The organism is Anaerostipes sp. 494a (assembly GCF_001940315.1).
In the GTDB taxonomy this organism is placed as follows: domain Bacteria; phylum Bacillota; class Clostridia; order Lachnospirales; family Lachnospiraceae; genus Anaerostipes; species Anaerostipes faecalis.
This window is the reverse complement of record NZ_MJIF01000001.1, coordinates 2,288,607-2,308,231: the sequence shown is the minus strand read 5'-3', so window position 1 is coordinate 2,308,231 and position 19,625 is coordinate 2,288,607. Positions and strand designations below refer to the sequence as shown.

Sequence of the window (19,625 nt, the reverse complement as noted above, 5' to 3'; positions counted from 1 at the left end):
ATCCTCCTTTATAATATTTTAATTGCTTTCTCTTTCAGTGATTCATTTCCGATTTTTACGATCCGTACTGCCATTTTCCCATCATGCCCGGTTGCCAAAACCTCAGTATCATCAAGAATTGCATCAACAAAAGCTGTATCCTCTGCCACATATGCATCTTTGAACAAATAGGTCCAGCTATGCATCGTCGGACGTTTTATATCATGATTCTTTGTACAAGTCATAACTTTCTTCTCATGAATATCGCCTAACGAAATTACTCCTTCTGTTCCAAGTATTTCTACTCTTGCATCATATCCATACTGAACATACTGAGCACCTTCTACAATTCCCTGCATTCCATTTTCAAATTCCACATTCATAATCACATTATCGTAAAAATCAGGATATTTCTCTGCAACTTCTTTGTTTCGATAATTACCGCCTACAGCATATAAACTGCTGATTTCACTTCCTGTAAACCATCGGACTGTGTCAATGTCATGACTGCATACCTCTCCAAGAGGCCCATTACTGATAGAAATATCATACATCCATTCTTTTGGTTTACTTGGTCCTCTCGTATGAGATTTTACGGAAACAACTTCTCCAATTTCTCCTGATTCAATTAATTTTTTCGCTTCCTGAAAACTTTCATCAAAGCGACGCATAAACCCAATCTGAAGTTTGACTCCATTTTTTTCGGCTGCTGCGATCATTTCATCACATTCATTTTCATCCATTGCCATTGGTTTTTCACAGAAAATGTGCTTTCCTGCTTCAGCTGCTGCAATTGTAATTTCTTTATGAAATTTAGTCGGACAGGCAATCACAACTGCATCAATATCTGGGTTTTTCATTACATCGTTATAATCTTTATAAGACAATTCAATTCCTAACTCTTTTGCTGCTTCTTCTGCCACATTCCCAACAGGATCACAAACAGCAACGATTTTACCTCTTGGAACTCGTCCAACAAAATTATGTCCATGAATCATTCCGGCTCTTCCAGAACCAATCAGACAAATCTTTACTTCCTGTTTCATTTCGGTTTCATTCCTTTCTAATTACTTCTGTTTTTTGTATTCTTCTATGATTGCTACTCCTGCACTTGTTCCAAGTCTTTCTGCTCCAGCTTCTACCATAGCCAAAGCTGTTTTTAAATCACGAATTCCACCAGCAGCTTTTACTTTTACTTCATTTCCAACAACAGATTTCATCAATGCTACATCTTCTACCGTTGCTCCACCAGTTCCAAATCCAGTGGATGTTTTAATAAAATCAGGTTTTACTTCTTTGGCAATTTCTGCAACTTTTTTCTTTTCATCATCTGTCAAATAACAGTTTTCAAAAATAACTTTAGAAATTACATTGGCATCTCTGCATATCTTCACGATTTCTTCCATCTCTTTTTTAATATAATCATAATTGTTATTTTTCAGTTCTGCGATATTAATCACATAATCAATTTCATCGGCACCTTTCTCTATAGCATCTTTTGTCTCAAAGACTTTACATTCTAAAGTTGTCTGTCCGAGAGGAAATCCAATTGCTGCCCCTACATGTACCGGGCATCCTGCCAACTTTTCTTTACATCTTTCTGTCTGTGCCGGATTAATTGCTACCATTTTAAAATTATATTCTCTTGCCTCATCACATAACTTCTGAAATGCTGCATCATCTGCAAATGCCTTTAAATTTGTATGATCCACCATATTTGCCAATTGTTCTACTGATACCATTTTGTAACCTCAACTTTCTTTATTTTCTTTTGTTTTGTTTTATTATTCTTTGTTTGTATCTTTATATTACATCGTTTCCGTTTATTTGTCAACATTTAAATTGTATAATTCAAAACATAATGAAATTAAATAAAGATTATTATTAAAAAAGAGACTTTCATAATTACTTATGAAAGTCTCTTTTTTAAGATTACATATGTTTTAACTTACTCATGATACATGGTATAAATAATCACTGCATTATGCAGTTCCAATATTTCAAATGCATCATGGAAGGATTTTCCTGTTAACTGTTCAATTCGCTGCAATCTATATTTGATTGTGTTTCTATGAATAAACATCTTTTCTGATGTGTTTTGAAGGTTACAGTTTTGCAGAAAATATTCTTTTAAAGTTTCCACTAACTCAGTATGATTTTCCTCATCATACTGAATCAATCCACCTATTACTTCTTCACAATAACTCTCTAATAATTCTTGGTTTTCAAAAGACATCAATAATCGGTAAAAACCAAGTTTGTCATACCACAGAACCTCCTGATGTCTATGAAGTTTTTCTGCCAAAGTAATACATTTGGATGCGTCCTGAAAACTTTTCTGCAAATCTGCCAAATGCTCATAACTTTTCCCAACTCCGATTGCAAAGCTCCATTCCTTCTTTTCATCTGCTAAATATTGGCATATTTCTTCATAAGCAGACTCTGCTTTTTCTCTTTTCTTTTCTTCCGCCTGCATCATTCCTACCAGATTATTGCTATAGCAGGATGCAAGAACCTGATAACCATTTTCTTTAAAAACAGCAATAATTTTTTGAATAATTTCCTGTTTTTCCATATTTTCCATAGCAGGAAAAGCATCTTTTCCTTTTTCCTTAAAAAAGTGAATCACAAAAATTTGCTGTGGCGGCGTTATATCATAACCAATCATTTGACTTTTTAGTTCTAATGTATGAATATTGATATTATTCCCAAAAATAATACTTGCCAATAAATCTTCCCCATCATTTTCCATATTTTCATGATAGGAAATTGCATGCCCCATTTCCTCAAAAATATTGACCAACGGAACATTCCACGGTATCACCATCAGAGGAAAATCATTTCGATTGGAAATTTCCATCACTTCTTTTGAAATTGCCGCTACATACTTTTCACCTATTAAAAGCAATGCTCCAGACATCCGGTTTTCAATGGCTTCCTGTATCAATGCAAACAAATCAAAATCTGCTTTTTGAATTACCGGTGCACTGATAATCAAGAGTTCCTGCCCGTGAATCCATTGAGAAAAATCCATGGTTTCTGCTTTATAAGCCCATCGTATTCCACGATTCATTCCTCCCTTACCTGAAATCACTCTGGCTTTTGCCATACTTGGCAAGGCCAATAAATCTTTGCATTGAAACATTGCTAATCTTCCCTTCTTCTACTTCTGAAGTAACGTTACTGCCTGCTGAATCTTCTCAGGTTCTTTCTTGAATAGATACTCTCCATTTCGGACAGATGCCAGAACTCCTGCTCTTTCACAGATAGCGTCAAATTCGTTTTTGGCATCCAGCACAATAAAATTGGCAGGTTTTCCCTCTTCAATGCCATAATGATCCATAAGGTTCATTGTTTTTGCACCATTTACCGTAACAAGATCCAGATCATTTTGAATTTCTTCCGGAGACATCATCTGTGCAATGTGAATTCCATGATCCAGAATGTTCATCATATTTCCATTTCCCAATGGATACCAAGGGTCTGACATAGAATCCTGTGCGAAACAAACATTGATTCCATTATCATTTAATTCTTTTACCCTTGTGAGCCCTCGACGTTTTGGATATGTATCCTGACGACCCTGAAGATAGATATTTTCTGTCGGACAGGAAATAAAGTTTATTCCAGACTGCTTTAACAGTTTCATCATTCGAAAAGCATAACTGTTGTCTGCAGAGCCGAAAGAACATGTATGACTGGCAGCTGTCTTTGTTCCAATACCTTCTATAAGGACCAGTGCATTTAACAATTCCAGAAAGCGGCTCTGAATATCATCGGTTTCATCACAGTGAACATCTATCAGTTTGTCATATTTTACAGCTAGTTCTACAACTTTATGAATAGATTTCTCTCCAAATTCTCTTGCAAGTTCATAATGAGGGATTCCACCTACACAGTCAGCACCCATTTTCAATGCTTCTTCTACCAGCTCATCTCCACCTTTATATGCATACATTCCTTCCTGTGGAAATGCTACAATCTGCAGATCTACCAAATCTTTCACTTTCTCTTTTACTTCCAGCAAAGCTTTCAAAGAAGTCTGATTTGGATCTGTTACATCCACATGAGTTCTCATACACTGAACACCTTGCAGCATTTCTTTTTGAATTCCTTTGATAGCACGTTCTTTTACTTCTTCAACCGTTTGCTGTTCTTTAAATTCACTCCATCTTTGGATTCCTTCGAACAAAGTACCTGTACCATTGGTTTCTCCGATATTGGCTGTAAAAACATAATCTAAATGGATATGTGGATCTACATATGGTGGAATTACCAGATTTCCCTGTAAATCAATAGTTTCACATTCTGCAGGAATTTCCTTTTCAATCTGCTGAATCATTCCATCCCATACCAAAAACTGTACCAGTTCTTTTTTCCCTTTTAATCTTGCATTTATATATTTTTTCATATTGACTTCCTGCCTTTGTTTATTCTTAAATTTATTTTTCATAATAATATAGAAAAAGTTTTCTAAACAACAAAAGGAGCTGAAGTCTTATACTCCAGCTCCTTTGCCGTAATCTTTTATTTTTCTATGGATGAAGAATATCACTATTCCTGCTGATTCGTCAATACAATTGTTTAAAAAAAGAAATATTTATCTCTGAATAACAAAAAAACTGTCTTTTCTTTGTCTTATTGAAACAAAAGAATATTTATTATCAGATCTTTAATTATTTTTTCAATTGTTTCATCCAGTCAATCATTTCTTCACCGGTTGCCATTGCTGCTAATGCACCTTCCTTTGTTGTTGTATAAGCTGCATATGCATTGGCAAAATCAAGATATTCATATAATTTTTCTTCTGATACTGAATCCAGATTCTTTACCTGATCTCTTAAAATACAGAATAAGAAAGCACCAATAAAAGAATCTCCTGCTCCTGTTGTATCACGTACTTCAATAGTATATCCCGGAGCTTCTACCATACCATTTTGGGTGTAGATTTCTGCACCATCTTTTCCTTTCGTGTAAATCACATATTTTCCACGACCGGAAAGCAATTCAGGTACTGCATCTTTGATATCTGAATACCCTGTAATAAATTCCAGTTCTTCATCAGAAATCTTAATAATATCAGCGTACGGCAGAAAATCATTAACCGTCTTTTTTAACTGATCCAGATCATCCCATAGTGAAAAACGTAAATTAGGATCAAAAGATACCATAACATCCTGCTCAATTGCCATCTCGATCAGCTTCTTATGAGCTTCTTTCATAGGAGAATCCACCAAATCTACACTACAAAAATGAATCATTCCACAATCATTGAGAATATCTTCTGGGATATCTTCCACACTGTAACGTAAATCTGCACTGTTTTTTCTATAAAATTTAAAATCACGATTTCCATCTGCTGCCAGGGAAACAAATGCAAGTGCAGTTTCACCTTCCTGATCTCTGGCAATATTAGATGTATCAATTCCTGCTTCATCCAAAACTTCTACAATATAATCACCAAATGGATCATCTCCAAGTTTTGTTAAAAATTTAGATGGGATTCCAAGTTTTGTGACTGCTCCTACAACATTTGCAGGTGCTCCACCTGCCACCCTTGTAAAAGATGGTACATCCTTCAGTCTTTGACCTTTTAACTCTGGAATAAAATCAATAAGAGCTTCTCCAATTCCACATAATCTGTTATTCATTACATCCTCCTTCTATAGAAAATGACTTTAATGGATAAACTGTCATTATGCCTTCACATTGTCCCAAAATTGAAATTCTTCCTTCCATACTGTAAATCCTTGATGTAAAAACTTCCTCTCCATGATTTACGAAAATTTCCAAAGATGTCGTATCAGCAAAAATCTGAAGATGCTTCAGGGATCTTACATGAACCTTTCTGGTCTCCCTTCCTGATCCAAATGCACCTAAATTCAATGTGAGAATTTCATCTTTGTAAGACAATGTAATTCCATCTCTTAATGTCATTTCCATGTTGATGCATTCATTATACTCTACATTGGCTTCATACACAACATTCCCCAAAATAATTTCCTGCCCATCATAAAAAGTGCAGACTGATTTATCATGGCTTCGGAGATTTTTCAATTCTTCAATCGGTTCTTGAATCAGCCGATCATTTTTTATAGAAAGTTTTCTTGGGATAGTCAGCGCATGCTGCCATCCATTCTCTGTGGTTGGATTTGTATATTCAGCATCTGGAATTCCCATCCAGCCTATCAGTATTCTTCTTCCCTGCTCATCTTCAAATGTCTGTGGTGCATAAAAATCAAATCCGCGATCCAATAGTTTAATATCTGTAATGTCATATTCATCTGTATCAAAATCGTAAGAAAGTTTCATAACTGTTGTCTGATGAACATTTTCAAAGTCAATTCCCTTCTGCTCTACTCCCTGAGGACAGCAAATAATAAACAGCTGTCCATCCAGTTCAAATACATCCGGACATTCCCACATATATCCAAACTTTTCTCTGGTAGTAATACGATTTTTATATTTCCAGTTTTTCATATCATCTGACACATACATCAGAATCATTCCGACTCCACTTCGATCCCTTGCGCCAAGAACCATATAGTATTTTTCTCCACGCTTAAAAACCTTTGGATCACGTATATGATTACTCATATCCTCCGGATAATCATCAGTTGTCATTAATAACTCTTTCTCTGAGAATTCAAATCCATCTTTGCTCGTTACTAAAATCGTATTACTTCCACGTCCTGAATTAATATAGTCGTAATCATCTCTATCGAAATATTTAATATTTCCTGTATAGAAGAAATTCACTGTATCATTTTCAATAAAGGCTGAACCTGAATATACTCCATGCTTATCCAAATCAGAATCCGGGAATAAAACTGGTTCATGCTGTTGATACTGAATAAAATCTCTGGTTGTATAGTGCCCCCATAATTTCAACTCACCAGTGGGTTCAAAAGGTGTATACTGATAAAAAATGTGATAAGTTCCTTTAAACTGGCATAACCCATTAGGATCATTTAACCATCCTGTTTCTGGCATCAAATGAATTTTTAATCGTTTGGGGTCTTTTGCAACCTTTTGTCTATATTCTTCATTTTGTTTATACCATATCTCATAATCTTTTTTCAGGACTTTTTCGTATTTCTTAAACATCTTCTTACCTTTCTGATTTTATTTTAAAATCACGACTTCTGTATCATTATCCGCCATATTACCTGGTTTTATATTTAATTCTTTTCCGTTACTTTCTGCAATCAATAACATTGTCTGTGTCTTATAACCTTTTTCCACAACAAGATTCATATCAAAAGATAAAAGCTTATCTCCTCTTTTTACTTTTTGTCCAGCTTCCACATACACGTCAAAACCTTCACCTTCCATTTTTACAGTATCAATTCCGGCATGAATAAGAATTTCAGCTCCATTATTCAGTGTCATTCCTATAGCATGCTTTGTTGGAAATACAAGACTGATTCTTCCATCTGCAGGTGCATAAACAACCCCTTCCTCTGGATTGATTGCAACACCATCTCCCATTGTCTTAGATGAAAATACCGGATCTTCAGACTGATCTATAGGCACTACTTCTCCCTTCATTGGAGAATATAAAGTAACTTCTCTTTCTAAAACTACTTCTTCTGTTTCTACAGTTTCTTTTGTTTCAATTGTTTTTGTTTCCTGTTCTTCTCCTTCAATATTAAATTTCTTCCAGAAAATCATAGTCAATACTGCTGAAACTGCCATGGAAATTACCAGACCAATTCCAAAGTTCAAATATGCCTCCGGTTTCATTGAAATAAATCCAGGAATACCTGCTGCTCCTAATGCCTGTGCCAGAACTTTTGTCGCTGCACAATATGCACTTCCCGCTGCAGACCCGATAATTGCTGCATAGAATGGATATTTTAATTTCAGAGTTACACCAAACATAGCTGGTTCTGTAATTCCAAGCAATGCAGAAACACCAGATGCAGAACAAATAGATTTCATTTTTTCATTTTTTGTTAAGAATAATACTGCAAGAACTGCTGCTCCCTGTGCCACATTATTCATACTGGCTGTTGTAAAGATAAAACTTCCTCCTGTATGAGCAACATCTGCAATCAGCTGTGTTTCAATTGCAATAAAGCTGTGATGCATACCTGTCAGACAGATTGGTGCATAAGCAAGTCCAAATAATCCGCCTCCAATAAACCCTAATGTATTGTATACCCATGTAATTCCAGCTGCCAGAAGATTTCCTGCTTCTCTTAATATTGGTCCTACACAGATAAATGTTAAAAAGGATGTAATCATAATGGATAACAATGGTGTTGTTAAATTATCCAGCCAAGTAGGTGTTACTTTATGTAATTTTTTTTCTATTGTTGCAAGAATAAATGCTACTGCAAGTACAGGAAGTACTGTTCCCTGATATCCAATAGCTGCAATCTTAAATCCAAAAATATCCCATACAGGTGCTTCGGCTACCCCGATACTGTAGGCATTCAGCAAATCCGGATGCACCATGATCATTCCCATTGCAGCACCAAGATATGGATTTCCACCAAATTTTTTGGTTGCACTAAATCCAATTAATACAGGTAAAAATGTAAATGGTGCATTTGCAAAGGTATTAATTGCCGTTGCAAGCCCTTTCCACTGCGGATATAAATCAATAACTGATTTTCCGTCAAATAGTCCTGAAGTCAGAATGTTATTTAATCCCATTAAAAGACCGCCTGCAACAATTGCCGGGATAATCGGAACAAAAATATCACTGAGCATTTTCACAAAACGCTGTAAAGGATTTCCTTTTTTTTCTTCCTCTTCATCGGCTGATTCAGTTTCAACCAGATTACCCAATTGTTTCTGCACTTCATCACAAACAAGATTTACAAGTCCAGACCCAAAAATAATCTGGAACTGTGACTGTGTAAGGAATACTCCTTTTACTCCCTCCACATCGCTGATTGCATCTTCATTTCTCAGATCATTATTTTTAAGCTGTAAACGTAATCTAGTTGCACAATGCTGAACACTTTTAATATTTTCTTTTCCGCCGACATTTTCAATTACCTGACTGGCAATTTTTGCGTAATCCATATCTTCTCTCCTTTAAAAAATTATTTCGTATTTTTATGGTATCGGTTCCATATTTGTATTATATATTTCTTTTTCTTTTTTGTCAATTCTTTTATGGTATCGGTTCCATATAATTTTAAAAAAAAGAAGAAATCATTATTTCTTCTTTTTTACGCTTGTCCCTTCAATGAATTCGTATTCTACAATCTGTTTTTTAGATACCGGTTCTCCTTTAATCATTTTTAAAACAGTTTCCGCTCCCAGATATCCCATCCCGTAGGAATCAAATTTCAATGTGGTAAGCTCTGGTGTAAGTAAGCTGCTTTCATCATATCCTCCAAAACCTGTTACCGAAACATCTTCCGGAATTTTTTTCCCTTTCTTCTGGAGAATCTTATATGCTCCAAAAGCCAATCTGTCTGTTGCACAAATAATAGCATCTACATCTTCAACCGCTTCTAAAATTTCCCTGGTGACTTTCTGTCCTCCAATAAAACTGTAATCACTTTTCCCCACGATAATATCTGTAATACCATATTCCGCAAGTCCATCCATAACGCCTTGCTTTCTCCTGATTCCTACAGCTTCATCTATCTCATATACTCCGATATATGCAACTTTTTTATGAGCGTTTTTCCCAATATATCGACCCATATATCTTCCTGCGTTATAATCATCATCAACAATAGAAATACCTTCTTCATAATCCTGTGCAAGAACAACGATTGGAATCTGTGCTTCTTCAAATATTTTTTTATGTTCCTTGGTAATAGATATAGAACTGATTAAAATCCCATCCACATTCAGATTAATAAGACGCTGAATATTCTGAAGTTCCAAATCGATATCATGATCAGAATTTTTTATTAATGTTGTATACTCTTTATCTCTTAGATAACGATCAATACTGGTAATAACCCGGCTTGTGATTTTTGAATTTAGTGTGGGAACAACAACTCCTATCACATTGCTCTTTTTTGCCTTTAATCTGGCAAAAGCATTTGGTTCATAGTTATACTCTTCAATAACCTTTTGTATTTTTTCTTTGGTGGCCTGTTTTACATATCCGCCATTAAAATAGCGAGATACAGTACTTTTTCCTACTCCGGATAATTCTGCGATATCCGCCATAGTCATTTTTTGCTTTGCCATAATATCTCCTTTACTACAAACAAATCAAATGATAGTCTATCTCTGCATTTTCAAGAAGCTTTAACATCTCCTGACGGCACGTAAAGAAAATAACCTGCCTTTTTTGCTGTCTGTCTAGAAATGCCAAAGTTCTCTCTATTCTTTCCTCATCGTAATTTCCAAACACATCATCTAAAAGTAATGGAAATCCATCCTTTTCATATAATAAATCTGCCGCTGCTATTCGAAGAGCAAAATAAAGCTGTTCCACTGTACCATTGCTCAGGTATTTCATATCTATATAGTCAAAATCTCTTTTTACCATAATATTCATAGATGTATCCATAACGACTTTTTCATAGTAATTTCCTGTCATCTGAGAAAAAGTTTCCGAAATTTTTTCATTCAGATCATCTCCAAAAGTTCTCTGAACATTTCCAGCAGCCTCTTGAATGGCATGAATGGCAGTTTCTATTCTATGGATTTCCTGCTCCAACCGATTTCTCTGTTGGAGACTTTGATTATATTGCTGTTCCAACTGTTCTTTTCGCTTTTTCTCTTCCAGCAGATGTTTCTTTTTCAACTGAAGGATTTCCAAATCATGAAAAATTTCTTTTTTTCGCAAAGCTTCCTCATCAATTCCAAATAACCTTTTTATAAATAATAGAAATTTCCCCAAAATAGAAATTTTCCGTTTCTGGTATAGTTTCCGTTGAAGTTTTTCTTCCTCTTTTTCATATTCCTGCAGCCTGGACTCTTGAAATGGATGTTCTTTTAACCTTTGACGGTATTCTATCACCTGTGCAAATACTACATTCTTTTTTATTTCTCTTCGCTTTTCTTTTAAATAATTGACTGCTTTTCCAATATCCAGTTTTACATTCTGGCTCCTGCTTAGATTTGCCATAGAATTCTGAAGAATCTGCTGCATCTCTTTCCCTGTTCTTATATCTGACTGAGTCATAGATACAGTGTTCAAAAAGGCTTCTTTTGAACTTTCAAATAGAACATCCTTCAGTTCCTTTCCCTGTAAAGGTATCTCCTCCATGGTATCTTCATAAAACAGACGCAGTTCCTGCTGACCAGTTTCCATATTTCTCCAGATGCGATAACGCTGTCCATCATGAGAGATCACCATGCTTCCACCGTACAATCCCCCTTTCAGAGGACGGTATTTTGAATAATCATCATTTCTCGCTGCCAGACCTCTCCCTTTTTCCAATCCAAACAACATAGCAATGATAAACTTACGTAATGTGGTTTTTCCCGCCTCGTTTTTTCCATAAATCACCTGAATTCCATCAGAAAAAAGAACGTGATAATTATAAAATTTTCCAAATCCACTGATGTTTATTTCCTTTATCTCCATTTTAATTCTCCCTGGATACAGATAAAGCTTCCATAGCATATTCTAATGCTTCCGGTTCATTTTTCAGTAATTCTGCAATATTTTGTATCAAAAGATTGTCCTCCTTAGATAACACCTCATAATCCCATTGACTATCCACATGAAATTGTATCTGTAAAATATAATATTTCTCCATCAAGCATTCAAAATCTAGCTGAACCATGGGATCCTTTGTGCCATAGAAAAAAATCTGATAAATATTATCTTCTCCATAATTCCTGATTTCTGTTTCTACTAAATCAAGAATTTCTTCACCACTCATATCCTCTGAAATATTAATTTCCAAATCTTCATATCTCCGCCTGGCAAACGGCACAAATCTAATAATCTGCTTTTCTTCTGTGATTTCACCTTCAATAAAACCATGTCTTTCTGTTTCTGTCTTTTCTATTGGTTCCAGAGAACCAGCATATGCCATAAGATCTTCAAAGATAATCTCCGGTTTATGGATATGGCCCAAAGCAATATAGTCAAATCCAGACCATTTCAGTTTTTCCCTGGAAATAGGAATATGAGTCTGATCTCCTCCGTGTGCAAGCAAAATATGAATACCATCTTTTTGGGTTGGATGTATATCATCATATAGCGGTTTTGCAATCTGATCCGTCCAATAACTAAAACCATAGACTGTTGTCTCTAAATCCTTAAAATAAACCTTTTCCATAGAAGGACCTTTTAATAATACTGTGTCTGACTGAAAAGGATAATTACTTAACGAATTGTTTTCTGTTAAATGGTCATGGTTTCCTGCAATCCACACCGTCTTTGTATTCAAAAGTTTTGAAAGAAGATAATCCACTTCTCGGACTTCCTGATAAGATGGCAGCTGATGAAAAAAATCTCCAGAAATCAAAAGTAAATCTATCTGATGCTCATTTGCATAGTCTATCACTCTTTGAAAAGTTTCTTTTATTTCTTTTTCCCTTATTATTCCCCATGACTTATCTCGATCCGGCCTTGCACCCCAGTGAATATCCGCAATATGAAGAAATTTCAAAATACCACCTGCCTTTTCTAATCTGTTTTGTTTTCTATTATATCCTAACAAAACTTAAGGGACAAGTCTTCAGATTTTCAGATATTTTTGACATACTCTATCAAAATCTCCATGTTCTTTTTTTAAAATGAAAAAAATTTATCTTGACATTTATTTTTGTAAGACTATAATAAGTGATAGCAAATCGAAGAAAGTTCACCGAAATTCGTTGAAGAGAACAAAGCTGTTTTTATGCAGATAATCAGAGAGCCTGTGGATGGTGAAAACAGGTATATCGGTAAGGACAGATATCATCTCTAAGAAGCTGGCTGAAATATAAGTAGGTCACGCCGGAATCCTCCGTTACAAGGACGACGTATACTGGTACGTTTAGAGTGCTGCAGAATATTTTGCAGAAACAGGGTGGTAACGCGGATTATTTCGTCCCTTTCAGTTTATATCTGAAAGGGATTTTTTTGATTGAAATGGACTTTTCACCTTTGCGTTTTAAATTAATTTTTAGTTTATATATATCAGGAGGATTATTTATGAAAACATTACAGAAATTCAGCAAATTACTATCTGATTACACTTCCATAGTCGTAATCGCTATTGCAGTTGTTACCTTTTTTGTCCCAAGACTTATGCGATGGGTCAATTATCAGTTATTTTTGGATCCGGTTTCCAACAAATTTACCAGTCAGTCAATTATCCTTGGTATCATCATGTTTAGTATGGGACTGACTTTAACAACTGAGGATTTTAAAATACTTGCAAAACGTCCTTTTGACATATGTATCGGTGCGGTAGCGCAGTACCTGATCATGCCATTTCTGGCATTTACCGTATCCAAAGCTTTGCACCTTCCAGACGGTATTGCCCTTGGTCTTATTTTAGTAGGATGTTGTCCTGGAGGTGTATCTTCCAACATTATGTCTTATCTTTGTGGTGGAGATGTGGCTTTTTCTGTTGGAATGACTACTGTATCTACTATTTTATCACCAGTTATGACACCGCTTATGGTTTCTTTCCTTGCAAGTGGTACAAAAATATCTATTCAGGGATTTCCAATGTTGGTTTCAATTATCGAAACAGTTATTATACCTGTTGCTATTGGATTTGTTATCAACTATCTTTACGGAAACAAACAATGGTTCCAGGAAATACAAAAGGTTATGCCTGGTGTTGCAGTTATAGGTCTCGCCTGTGTTGTCGGTGGAGTTATTTCTTCTCAGGGATCAAACTTCTTCCAGTCAGGTGTAGTAGTGTTCATCGCAGTACTGCTTCATAACAGCTTAGGATATCTTCTTGGATATACTGCCGGAAAACTTACCGGTATGAATACCGCAAAGAAACGTACTATTTCCATTGAAGTAGGTATGCAAAATGCAGGTCTTGCAACAAACCTTGCAACAACAACCGCCCAATTTGCATCTACACCAGAATCTGCAATTATTTGTGCAGTTTCCTGTGTATGGCATTCAATTTCCGGTACTCTACTGGCTGGATTTTTTTCATGGACAGACAAAGAAAAAGTTTCCGCAAAACACGTATTAAACTAATATTTTATGCACGTAACGGGATTATCCCTTTACTATATAAACTTATATAAATTTTTTAAATGGAGGAATGCAAAATGGCAAAGATTTATTATCAAGAAGACTGTAACTTATCACTTTTAGATGGAAAAACCATCGCTATCATCGGTTATGGAAGTCAGGGACATGCACATGCCCTTAACTTAAGAGAATCTGGATGTAACGTTATCATTGGTCTGTATGAAGGAAGCAGATCCTGGGAAAAAGCTGAAAAACAGGGATTTAAAGTTTATACTTCTGCAGAAGCTGCTAAAAAAGCTGATATTATCATGATCCTGATCAATGATGAAAAACAGGCAAAATTATACAAAGAATCCATCGAACCAAATCTGGAAGCTGGAAACATGTTAATGTTCGCTCACGGTTTCAACATTCACTTTGGATGTATCACACCTCCAAAAGATGTTGACGTAACAATGATCGCTCCAAAGGCACCAGGACATACTGTAAGAAGTGAGTATCAGGCAGGAAAAGGAACTCCTTGTTTAGTAGCTGTTGAACAGGATGCTACAGGAAAAGCTTTAGACTTAGCTCTTGCGTACGGACTTGGAATTGGTGGAGCTAGAGCCGGTGTTCTTGAAACAACTTTCAGAACAGAAACAGAAACAGACCTTTTCGGAGAACAGGCAGTACTTTGTGGTGGAGTTTGCGCATTAATGCAGGCAGGTTTCGAAACATTAGTAGAAGCTGGATATGATCCAAGAAATGCATACTTTGAATGTATCCATGAAATGAAACTGATCGTTGACCTGATTTACCAGTCAGGATTTGCAGGAATGAGATACTCTATTTCCAACACAGCAGAATATGGTGACTACATTACAGGATCAAAGATCATTACAGAAGATACTAAGAAAGCAATGAAACAGATTCTTACTGATATCCAGGATGGAACATTTGCAAAAGACTTCTTATTAGACATGTCTGATGCCGGATCACAGGTACACTTTAAAGCTATGAGAAAATTAGCTGCAGAACATCCATCAGAAGTAGTTGGAGAAGAAGTACGTAAATTATACAGCTGGAGCAATGAAGACAAATTAATCAACAACTAATCTTTCCTTACATAAATTAAGAACAAAGCAAAAACTTTTTACCATCAGCAGGCAGCAGTTGCAGTATCCAACTGCTGCCTGTTCATTTCTTTTATGATACGAATTACTCCTTTTATGTAAAATCTAGGCCTGTCTAATCTTATATTAAATATCGAAATCCCTGTACTATATAGGATAAAAAAGTAATTAATCGTTCTTTTTTACCATCACCCATACGTTCTTCAACAGCATTATTCTTTTTATAATTTTCATTTTCGTCAACTTCCAGGGAACCATCTTTTAACAGATTGAGATTCTGCTCCAACTGTTTTGTAATCTCTTTACCATGAACCACAAGCATAGTTTCTGTATCCACATAAGTACTTCTGCAATCAAAATTATATGATCCTACAACTGCAATATCATCATCGATAATTAGAGACTTTCCATGCGTAGAATGTTTCCCCATATACTCATAAACTTTTACGCCTGTACCCACAATGTTTTTCCTGTTTTTTTTGTAATCTGCTGAAGCACAAATATTATCTCCTGAGGCAATGGAATTCAGAATTATAGTTGTGTCAGGAACTTTTCTTTTAATTTCTTTCATTCCCTTGTACATTTCCTTTGAAAAAACAGCGTATGGCGTATGAATCAATATACGCTGATCGGCTGATATCATCAGCTGCTTCAAAGTTTCCCACACATATGGTTCTTTTCCATAAATATGAGTTGGATTTGTTACCAATGTTGCTTTCTCTATAGATATCGTCTCTTTTTCATAATCATATCCTATATTGTGTATTTTCTCTGCATGCTTTTTCAACTTTTGAATTTGAGATGTTCTTTTTTCTTTTGACCACTTATTAAATTTTGTTTTACAGACATTAAGATTCCATACTTTTCTAAAATAATTTTTCACCTGATTAACAGAACTATCTTTTTCTGACCCTTTATTATATATTAATATTTCCCTATCCAAGCCTAGCGATTTTCCTTTTCTCTGTTCTCCAAGAAAATAATCGAAATTGTTTCTTCCACCCATTAAAAGGTACTGCTGATCTACCACAAGATACTTATCATGAAGGCAACCATGCACTGTCCATGGTTTTAAAAGATTCGGTGTATTATAGAATCGTATCTCCACATTAGGATGACTGCCAAATGCTTTGAAAATATCTCGTCCCTCCATATGAAGAGTTCCATAAAGTCCATCTACCAGAATTTTAACTTTTACTCCACGGTCTGCTGCCTCTGTCATTACTGAAAACATATCTGTTGTGCTATTTCCTTCTCTTATATCAAAAGTCGATAAAATGATTTCCTCTTTAGCTCGTTTTATCATATCAAGTCGCACATCCAGTGCCTCCTTATTGGATTCAATGATTTTGGCATATTCATGACTGCTCCTATTATTCTGATTATAAAATGATGTAACATCTATTTCTTTTTTATAATCTGAACTAACAGATTTCATCTGAATAAATGGTGCAAGCATCCCTATAACAAAGTAAACAACATATGCCAGTAAAGAGAAAACAATTATCTTTAAGACTTTTTTTCTATTCATTCTGTCACCTCCGTCTTCATTCATGGATGATATTTACTACAATTAAAGTAATTTTTTTCATTTTAGATACATTATATCATAAAATCAATTCTTCTTTTGTCTTCAGACTATCTAATTGAAATAAAAACCCGCTATCAAATAAATTTGACAACGGGTTTTTATCTTATATAAATTTTATAGAGGTCTATTTAAGACTTATTTGTCATTTAATACTGCCTGTGCAGCTGCAAGTCTTGCAATTGGTACACGGAATGGTGAGCAGGATACATAGTCTAATCCAGCTCTGTAGCAGAACTCTACAGAAGATGGATCTCCACCATGTTCTCCACAGATTCCAAGATGAATATCCGGACGAGTTGCTTTACCCTTCTTAGCAGCCATTTCAACTAACTGACCAACACCCTTCTGATCTAATCTTGCAAATGGATCAGATTCATAAATCTTATTCTCATAATAAGACTCAAGGAATTTACCAGCATCATCTCGAGAGAATCCAAATGTCATCTGAGTTAAGTCATTTGTTCCAAATGAGAAGAATTCAGCTTCTTCTGCAATTTCATCTGCAAGCAATGCAGCACGAGGAATCTCGATCATTGTACCAACTTTGTATTCAATATCTGATTCATAGTAAGCTTTCACTTTTTCAGCTGTTTCTACAACCACATTTTTAACATATGCAAGTTCTTTCTTTTCTCCTACTAATGGAATCATGATTTCAGGAACGATGTTATATCCTTTTTCCTGTTTTACTTCAATTGCAGCTTCCATAACAGCTCTCGTCTGCATTTTTGCAATTTCCGGATAAGTAACAGCAAGACGGCATCCACGATGACCCATCATTGGATTAAATTCATGGAGAGACGCACGTCTCATATTGATTTCTTCTACTGTTACATTCATATCTTTTGCAAGTGCAGTAATTTCTTCCAGTGTATTTGGAAGGAATTCATGAAGAGGTGGATCTAAGAAACGGATTGTTACCGGTCTACCTTCCATTACTTCATATAATTCTTTGAAGTCTTTCTTCTGATAAGGAATTAACTGATTCAGAGCAATTTCTCTTGCTTCTTTTGTTGTTGAAAGAATCATACGACGAATCTTTGGAATTCTTTCTGCATCAAAGAACATATGCTCTGTACGGCAAAGTCCAATACCTTCTGCTCCAAATTTAACTGCATTAAGAGCATCTGCAGGTGTATCTGCGTTTGTTCTTACCTGAAGTGTACGGATTTCATCTGCCCATGTCATAATACGGTCAAAGTTTCCGCTAATGCTTGCAGGAACTGTACGGATTTCTCCAAGGTAAATCTTACCTGTGGAACCATCAATAGAGATATAATCTCCTTCTTTTATTGTTTTTCCACCTAATGTAAACTCTGTGTTATCATCATTAAATTTAATTTCTCCACATCCGGCTACACATGCTGTACCCATTCCACGAGCAACTACAGCTGCATGAGATGTCATACCACCACGAGCTGTCAGAATACCTTCTGCTGCATGCATTCCTTCAATATCTTCTGGAGATGTTTCCAAACGAACTAATACAACTTTTTCTCCTGCTTCATGATGAAGTTTTGCTGCATCAGCTGTAAAATATACTTTACCTGCTGCTGCTCCTGGAGATGCTGGAAGTGCTGTTCCAATAGGAATCGCTACTTTAATTGCTTCTGGATCAAAATTTGGATGTAATAACTGATCCAGTGCTTTAGCTTCAATTCTTGATACAGCTTCTTCTTTAGAAATCATACCTTCGTCTACTAATTCACATGCAATACGAAGTGCTGCAGGAGCTGTTCTCTTACCATTTCTTGTCTGTAAGAAATACAGTTTTCCTTCCTGGATTGTAAATTCCATATCCTGCATGTCACGATAGTGATCTTCCAGTGTATGAGCAATATTCATGAACTGTTCATAACACTCTGGCAGATCTTCTGCTAATTTGCTGATTGGCTGTGGTGTACGAACACCGGCAACTACGTCTTCACCCTGTGCATTGATGAGGTATTCACCATAAATCTGCTTTTCACCTGTGGATGGGTTTCTTGTGAATGCAACACCTGTTCCTGATGTATCTCCCATGTTACCAAATACCATTGTCTGAACGTTAACAGCTGTTCCCCAGTCTCCAGGGATATCGTTCATTCGACGATAATAGATTGCACGAGGATTATCCCAGGAACGGAATACTGCTTTGATTGCTTCAAACAGCTGATCTTTTGGATCCTGTGGGAAATCTTCTCCCAAAGCTTTTTTATAAATCTTTTTATATCGAGCAATAACTTCTTTTAAGTCATCTGCATCTAAATCCGTATCAAATTTTACACCCTTGTCCTCTTTCATATCATCCAGGACTTCTTCAAATTTAGCTTTGTCCACTTCTTTTACAACATCAGCAAACATCTGAATGAAACGACGATAAGAATCATATGCAAAACGTGGATTTCCTGTTTTCTTTGCAAATCCTTCTACAGCAACATCATTCAGACCTAAGTTAAGAATTGTATCCATCATACCCGGCATAGATACTCTTGCTCCGGAACGAACAGATACTAAAAGAGGATCTTCCAGATCTCCGAACTTTTTACCCTGGATCTCTTCAAGAGCTGCCATAGCATCATAAACCTGACCTGCTACTTCGTCACTGATTTTCCCGCCGCAGTCATAGTAGTTTGTACAAGCTTCTGTTGTTACAGTGAAACCTTGAGGGATTGGAAGACCCAGTCCTGTCATTTCTGCCAGATTGGCTCCCTTTCCACCAAGCAGGTTACGCATTTCAGCATTTCCTTCACTAAATTGATAAACCCATTTTGTTGACATGTCTCTACCTCCTAAATTTTAAGTTGTCATATCATATGTCATTGGTCTAATTGTAACACAAAACTTATGATTTGGGAAATATTTTTATGCG

14 protein-coding genes and 1 other annotated feature are annotated in these 19,625 nt (G+C 35.8%); of the genes, 2 read left to right on the top strand and 12 right to left on the bottom strand.

The features are described 5' to 3' along the window. Nucleotides 1-8 precede the first annotated feature (8 nt). From BHF70_RS11530 to BHF70_RS11485, 10 genes are all read right to left on the bottom strand, one after another. On the bottom strand, nucleotides 9-1,025 hold the full coding sequence (locus BHF70_RS11530; RefSeq protein ID WP_075760358.1) for a Gfo/Idh/MocA family oxidoreductase: 1,017 nt from the start codon (nucleotides 1,023-1,025) through the stop codon (nucleotides 9-11). Nucleotides 1,026-1,046: 21 nt separating this feature from the next. Beyond that, nucleotides 1,047-1,721 carry a deoxyribose-phosphate aldolase gene (deoC, locus tag BHF70_RS11525; RefSeq protein WP_075760357.1) on the bottom strand — a complete coding sequence of 225 codons (675 nt, stop codon included), beginning with the start codon at nucleotides 1,719-1,721 and terminating at the stop codon, nucleotides 1,047-1,049. A 206-nt stretch (nucleotides 1,722-1,927) separates the two neighbouring features. Continuing rightward, entirely contained in the window at nucleotides 1,928-3,124 is a 1,197-nt protein-coding gene (locus tag BHF70_RS11520; RefSeq protein WP_075760356.1) for a PucR family transcriptional regulator, read from the bottom strand. Nucleotides 3,125-3,142: 18 nt separating this feature from the next. Next, nucleotides 3,143-4,390, bottom strand: coding sequence for a cytosine deaminase (gene codA, locus BHF70_RS11515; protein WP_075760355.1), 1,248 nt, complete (start codon nucleotides 4,388-4,390; stop codon nucleotides 3,143-3,145). A 265-nt stretch (nucleotides 4,391-4,655) separates the two neighbouring features. Continuing rightward, the gene (locus BHF70_RS11510; protein ID WP_075760354.1) at nucleotides 4,656-5,630 is read right to left on the bottom strand and encodes a carbohydrate kinase family protein; all 975 of its coding nucleotides are present in this window, start codon (nucleotides 5,628-5,630) and stop codon (nucleotides 4,656-4,658) included. Continuing rightward, complete coding sequence (locus BHF70_RS11505) at nucleotides 5,623-7,086, bottom strand: glycoside hydrolase family 32 protein (RefSeq protein WP_075760353.1); 1,464 nt, start codon at nucleotides 7,084-7,086, stop codon at nucleotides 5,623-5,625. The genes BHF70_RS11510 and BHF70_RS11505 overlap by 8 nt, the downstream gene beginning before the upstream one ends. Nucleotides 7,087-7,104: 18 nt before the next feature. After that, entirely contained in the window at nucleotides 7,105-9,018 is a 1,914-nt protein-coding gene (locus BHF70_RS11500) for a sucrose-specific PTS transporter subunit IIBC (protein WP_075760352.1), read from the bottom strand. A 135-nt stretch (nucleotides 9,019-9,153) separates the two neighbouring features. Next, complete coding sequence (locus BHF70_RS11495) at nucleotides 9,154-10,149, bottom strand: LacI family DNA-binding transcriptional regulator (protein WP_075760351.1); 996 nt, start codon at nucleotides 10,147-10,149, stop codon at nucleotides 9,154-9,156. 13 nt (nucleotides 10,150-10,162) lie between these two features. Beyond that, nucleotides 10,163-11,497 carry an ATP-binding protein gene (locus tag BHF70_RS11490; protein WP_075760350.1) on the bottom strand — a complete coding sequence of 445 codons (1,335 nt, stop codon included), beginning with the start codon at nucleotides 11,495-11,497 and terminating at the stop codon, nucleotides 10,163-10,165. 1 nt (nucleotide 11,498) lies between these two features. Then, complete coding sequence (locus BHF70_RS11485; RefSeq protein WP_075760349.1) at nucleotides 11,499-12,533, bottom strand: metallophosphoesterase family protein; 1,035 nt, start codon at nucleotides 12,531-12,533, stop codon at nucleotides 11,499-11,501. A gap of 199 nt (nucleotides 12,534-12,732) precedes the next feature. Then, nucleotides 12,733-12,964: a binding site (T-box leader), on the top strand. Between the two features lie 96 nt (nucleotides 12,965-13,060). Here BHF70_RS11485 and BHF70_RS11480 point away from each other — a divergent pair. Both BHF70_RS11480 and ilvC read left to right on the top strand, forming a co-directional pair. Then, nucleotides 13,061-14,074, top strand: coding sequence for a bile acid:sodium symporter family protein (locus BHF70_RS11480; RefSeq protein ID WP_075760348.1), 1,014 nt, complete (start codon nucleotides 13,061-13,063; stop codon nucleotides 14,072-14,074). A gap of 74 nt (nucleotides 14,075-14,148) precedes the next feature. Beyond that, nucleotides 14,149-15,165 carry a ketol-acid reductoisomerase gene (gene ilvC / locus BHF70_RS11475; protein ID WP_075760347.1) on the top strand — a complete coding sequence of 339 codons (1,017 nt, stop codon included), beginning with the start codon at nucleotides 14,149-14,151 and terminating at the stop codon, nucleotides 15,163-15,165. A 139-nt stretch (nucleotides 15,166-15,304) separates the two neighbouring features. Here ilvC and BHF70_RS11470 read toward each other — a convergent pair whose 3' ends face one another. Then, nucleotides 15,305-16,714, bottom strand: coding sequence for a phospholipase D family protein (locus BHF70_RS11470; RefSeq protein WP_075760346.1), 1,410 nt, complete (start codon nucleotides 16,712-16,714; stop codon nucleotides 15,305-15,307). Nucleotides 16,715-16,909: 195 nt separating this feature from the next. Continuing rightward, nucleotides 16,910-19,534, bottom strand: a complete 2,625-nt coding sequence (gene ppdK / locus BHF70_RS11465; protein ID WP_075760345.1) for a pyruvate, phosphate dikinase — start codon at nucleotides 19,532-19,534, stop codon at nucleotides 16,910-16,912. Nucleotides 19,535-19,625: the final 91 nt, after the last annotated feature.